This window comes from Thiocystis violacea, assembly GCF_016583575.1.
In the GTDB taxonomy this organism is placed as follows: domain Bacteria; phylum Pseudomonadota; class Gammaproteobacteria; order Chromatiales; family Chromatiaceae; genus Thiocystis; species Thiocystis violacea.
On sequence record NZ_NRRG01000110.1, the window covers coordinates 1 to 4967 of the forward strand.

The following is a 4967-nucleotide window of genomic DNA, read 5'->3' on the forward strand; positions in this document are numbered from 1 at the left end:
TATCCTTTTGTCTGTCGCCCGCAGCTTCTCGCCCAACCGCCCTTCCGTGGACCGATTCGTCCCCGCCCGGGCGCTATTCGCGTCGCTGAAATGAATTCCGGCATCGCTATTTGCCAAGAGGACGTTGCCGCGTCATTCAGATCACGGATTCAGGTAATACGTACCGGGAAACAGGACCATTGTGAGGTGAAACCAGATTTTGCATGAGCGCAAAGTTGTCCGGGATGACCTCTTCCTCGATGTATCGGGCTGAAGCTCGGGTGTATCCTCATCGAGAAGAACACCTGATTCACCCGCTCCCGACGTCAGGCGCGATACAAACATGATCGTATCGACGAATCCGCTCCCGGCGATGGCTCAGGGACGCCGGGCGATGAGAATGGCGCGGGTCGGCGCCGGCAGCCCTTCGATGGTGCGGGTCGGATCCTGGGGGTCGAGGTGATCGGGCAGGGACTGGAAGCGCATCCAGTCGGTGGCGCGCTGCTCATTCACACTGGTGGGCGTCACGTCCACCACCTCTATTCCGGTGAAGCCGCGGCGGCCCAGCCAGACCCTCAGTGAGGCCACGCTGGGAATGAACCAGACATTGCGCATGCCGGCATAGCGCCCCGGCGGCACCAACGCCTGCCGGGCATCGCCTTCCAGTACGAGCGTCTCCAGGACGAGTTCGCCACCGGGTCGCAGCAGACGATAGAGATCGGCCAGGTGATCCATGGGCGAGTGGCGATGATAGAGCACGCCCATGGAAAACACCGTGTCGAACCCGCCGAGATCCTTCGGCAAATCCTCGATGCCCAGCGGCAAAACGGCGAGATCCTCGCGCCCCAGATAGCGGTTGATGGCGAGGAACTGGACGACGAATAGCAGGGTCGGGTCGATCCCCATCACCAGCCGCGCGCCCGCGCCCAGCATCCGCCAGGCGTGGTAGCCGTTGCCGCAACCGACATCGAGCACCAGGCGGTTCGTCAATGGGGCGATGACCTGCTCCAGCCGGTCCCATTTCCAGTCCGAGCGCCATTCGGTGTCGAGGCGCAGGCCGTGGAGACAGAATGGTCCCTTGCGCCAGGGATGCAGCCCCATCAGGGCCTCGCGCAGACGCGATTCGACCTCCGCCGCGAGCGGCCCGGTGCCCTGGAGGCCGACGCAGGATCGATCCAGCGAGACCAGGCCATCCGGACAGTCGGGCAGCGCCGCCAGAGCCGCCTCCCAGCGGCCGAGGTCGCCGTGGGCGCCGGGGCCGAGTCGCGCCAGCACGGCGGAACTCAGTTCGCCGACCCAGGGCGCGAGCGGGGTCGCGGACAGACGCGCCAGGAAGGGCTCGAAGGACGTCAGGTCCATGCCAGCCAGGCGACGAAGTTGAGACTCTGGAACCAGCGGACCGACCCCGCGAAACCGGCGGTGGTCAGCCGTTGCTCATGGGTCTCGATCGAGTCCGGAATCAGAACCCGCTCCAGAGCGGCCCGCTTGCGGCTGATCGCCAGCTCGCTGTAGCCGTTGGCGCGTTTGAAATCCTCGTGCAGCACGGTCAGCCAGGCCCCGCCGCGATCGGCTGGAACCGCGATCTTCTCGGCGAGGATCAGTGCGCCGCCCGGAATCAGACCGGCCCGAATCCGTCGCAGCAGCGCCAGTCGGTCGGGGGGCGGAATGAATTGCAGGGTCAGATTCAGCACCACCAGCGCGGCCTGTTCGATCGCGACCTGCTGGACATCGACGCACCGGGCCTCCACGCGCTCGGCTCCCGGAAGATCGGCCAGACGCGCGCCCAGGCCCTCGATCATCGCGGGCGCGTTGTCGACGGCGATCAGACGCACCTCCGGCCCCGTCTGACGCAGGATGGAGCGCGTCACCGCCCCCAGCGAACAACCCAGGTCATAACAGCGGTCCCCCGGACGCGCCGCGCGCCGGGCGATGAGCCCGGCCAGATCCACCAACTCCGCATAGCCAGGCACGGAGCGACGCACCATGTCCGGGAAGACCCGCGCGACATCGGCATCGAAGGCGAACGGGCGGATCGGGCCATCGGCTCGGTCGAGCGGTCGGTCGAACAGATCATCGGGGTCGCTGGGCGTCATGGGCGCGCATTCTAACCCCGACGCCCGGCGTCGCTCGACCGGGCGGGTCACAAAACCACCATCCAAGATCGACAGGCGATTGTTAGAATGATCGCCGGTCACGCCCATCCTCTCCGAGAACCACGGATACCCGCCATGAGCACGAGCGAACTCCAGTCATTTATCGAGGAAGACAGCCAGTTCGAGACGATCGATGATGAAGCGCCGAGCGTCGCCCCCGATGTCCATCTCGACGACCCGAGCCTTTATCTGAATCGAGAACTCACCTGGCTCGCCTTCAACCGCCGCGTGCTCCACGAGGCGGACGATCCGCGCACGCCGCTGCTGGAGCGGGTCAAGTTCCTGGCGATCGTCAGCAACAACCTCGACGAGTTCTTCATGAAGCGCATCGGCGGTCTCAAGCAGCAGATCGCCGCGGGCGTGCATGCGCTGAGCCTGGACGGCCGCACCCCGCTCCAGCAGCTCAAGGAGTGCCAGGACGCCGTGCGAGCCTTTCAGGCGGAACAACGGCGCATCCATGACGACCTCATGCGGGAACTGGACGCCTTCGACATCCGTATCCGTCTGTACAAGGATCTGACCGCCGACGAACAGGAGCGGCTGCGCGAACAGTTCCGCGCCAACATCTTCCCGATGCTCACCCCGCTGGCGATGGATCCGGCGCATCCCTTCCCCTTCATCTCCAATCTGACGCTCAATCTGCTGGTGACCCTGCGTTTCCCCGGCGGCAACGAGGTCTACATGGCCCGCGTTAAGGTGCCGGTGAGCAAGGATGTGTCGAAACGCCTGATCTCGGTCGCGGGCACACATACCTACGTTACCCTGGAAGACCTGATCCTCAACAACCTGGACATGCTCTTCCCCGGCATGGAGTTCGTCTCCTGCGCGCTGTTTCGCATCACCCGCAACGCCATCGTCGAGCCGGACGTGGAGGCCGCCAACGACCTGCTGGAGATGATCGAGAGCGAGCTGCGCGAGCGTCATTTCGCGCCCATCGTGCGCCTGGAGGTCGAGCCCGGCATGGAGCCCACCCATCGCGGCATGCTGGCCGCCGAGCTGGGGCTGAACGAAGAGGAGGACGTGATCGAGGTCGAAGGCATGATGGCCCTGCGCGATCTGTTCGAGATCGCCGCGATCGAGAGGCCCGAGCTGCACGACAAGCCCCATCGCCCGGTCGACCATCCGCTGCTCGCCAACGATCGGCGCAACATCTTTCACATCATCCGCGAGAACGGGCCGATCCTGCTCCAGCACCCCTATCAGCCCTTCAGCACCTCGGTCGAACGCTTCCTGCGCACCGCCGCGGACGATCCCAAGGTGCTGGCGATCAAGATGACGCTCTACCGCACCTCCGCCGGGGCCATCCTGGACTCGCTGATCCAGGCCGCGCGCAACGGCAAGCAGGTCGCGGTGCTGGTCGAACTCAAGGCGCGCTTCGACGAGGCCGCCAACATCCAGTGGGCGCGCCGGTTGGAGGCCGAGGGCATCCATGTCAACTATGGCGTCATGGGACTCAAGACCCACAGCAAGCTCATCTTCATCGTGCGCCGGGACTACGCCCAGCTACGCCGCTACTATCACATCGGCACCGGCAACTACCACGCCGGCACCGCCAAGCTCTACACCGACCTCGGCATGCTCGGCTGCGATGAGGACATCGGCCAGGATCTGACCGAGCTGTTCAACTATCTGACCGGCTATTCGCCGCCGCCGAGCTACCGCAAGATCCTGGCCGCGCCCTACAACCTCAAGCGCGCCATCCTCGACAAGATCAACCGCGAGATTGCCCACCACAAGCGCGACGGCAACGGCGTCATCCAGATGAAGATGAACGCCCTAGAGGACGCCGCCATCACCCGCGCGCTCTATAAGGCCAGCCGCGCCGGGGTGCAGGTCGACCTCATCATCCGCGACACCTGCCGCTTCCGCCCCGGCCTGCCCGGCATCAGCGAGAAGGCGCGCGTGGTCAGCATCGTCGGGCGGTTCCTGGAGCATGGGCGGATCATCTATTTCCGCAACGGCGGCGAGGAGGAGTATTTCATCGGCTCCGCGGACATGATGGGCCGCAACCTCGACAGCCGAGTGGAAGTCCACGCCCCGGTCGAGAACCCCGAGTTGCGACAAGAGTTGCGCCTGATCCTGGATGTGCAGTTCGCCGACACCCGCTCTGCCTGGGACATGGACGCGGACGGCCAGTACACCCAACGCACGCCGACCGACGACTCCAGCAAGGGCGCCCAGGAGACCCTGATCGGAGTCGCCGAAAAACGGCTCGCCGCCGCCGCCAAGCACAAGGAGAAGAAGGTCCGCTCCAAGCTACTCAGCCATTTTCAATGGCGGCTGCGGGACAAGGGGCTTCAGTAACGACGGGGGAAGCGAGGAGGCTCGACGGCGCCCGCGAGGCGCCAATGGCCCTCCTTCGAGGATGACCGGGAGGATCCTCCCAGGCTCAATCGTCGCGACGATACTTACTCAGGCCGGACGTGGCATTCGCCCCGTCCGTAACCTTTGGTGACCGCCCAAGGCGTCGGCGCGGCCGATCTGTTCGGAAAACGTTCAGGACGGAGTCCATGCCCCGCCCGCCCCAGGAACGCTCCAAATGGGCGAAAGCTCCGTCCGCCCGGATATCGGACACGCGATGACAGGGCACCTCGGCCAAGACGCCATTTAGAGACCGCAGAGAAACTCGATTAAAGAAAAGCAGTAACTTACGCGATGGAGGCCATCGAAAATGCCAAGATCGCCGCAAATACTACAAGTCACTCTAACCTGGTTCCGTGAACTGAATGAACCGTCTTCCAAGAATTCCCGTTACATAACAAGAGGATGGAGGTAAAATACGCCCATTCTAGGGCTCACCCGGCAGGTGACAAGTTGCGACGTTTCATCATCACG

Annotated in this window: 3 protein-coding genes; 1 reads left to right on the top strand and 2 read right to left on the bottom strand. The window is 64.3% G+C overall.

Annotated elements, in window-relative coordinates; translation table 11 throughout:
• Positions 1 to 357: 357 nt before the first annotated feature.
• Together cmoB and cmoA are read right to left on the bottom strand one after the other, a co-directional pair.
• The gene (gene cmoB, locus CKO27_RS23315) at positions 358 to 1338 is read right to left on the bottom strand and encodes a tRNA 5-methoxyuridine(34)/uridine 5-oxyacetic acid(34) synthase CmoB (RefSeq protein WP_200377305.1); all 981 of its coding nucleotides are present in this window, start codon (positions 1336 to 1338) and stop codon (positions 358 to 360) included.
• Complete coding sequence (cmoA, locus tag CKO27_RS23320; RefSeq protein WP_200377306.1) at positions 1329 to 2072, bottom strand: carboxy-S-adenosyl-L-methionine synthase CmoA; 744 nt, start codon at positions 2070 to 2072, stop codon at positions 1329 to 1331. The genes cmoB and cmoA overlap by 10 nt, the downstream gene beginning before the upstream one ends.
• A gap of 135 nt (positions 2073 to 2207) precedes the next feature.
• Between cmoA and ppk1 the strand changes: the two genes are divergently transcribed.
• On the top strand, positions 2208 to 4436 hold the full coding sequence (ppk1, locus tag CKO27_RS23325; RefSeq protein WP_200377307.1) for a polyphosphate kinase 1: 2229 nt from the start codon (positions 2208 to 2210) through the stop codon (positions 4434 to 4436).
• Positions 4437 to 4967 lie beyond the last annotated feature (531 nt).

Excerpts from the sequence above, each read along its gene's own strand:
- cmoA (WP_200377306.1), bottom strand. The coding sequence starts at position 2,072 with ATGACGCCCAGCGACCCCGATGATCTGTTCGACCGACCGCTCGACCGA.
- ppk1 (WP_200377307.1), top strand. The coding sequence starts at position 2,208 with ATGAGCACGAGCGAACTCCAGTCATTTATCGAGGAAGACAGCCAGTTC.
- cmoB (WP_200377305.1), bottom strand. The coding sequence starts at position 1,338 with ATGGACCTGACGTCCTTCGAGCCCTTCCTGGCGCGTCTGTCCGCGACC.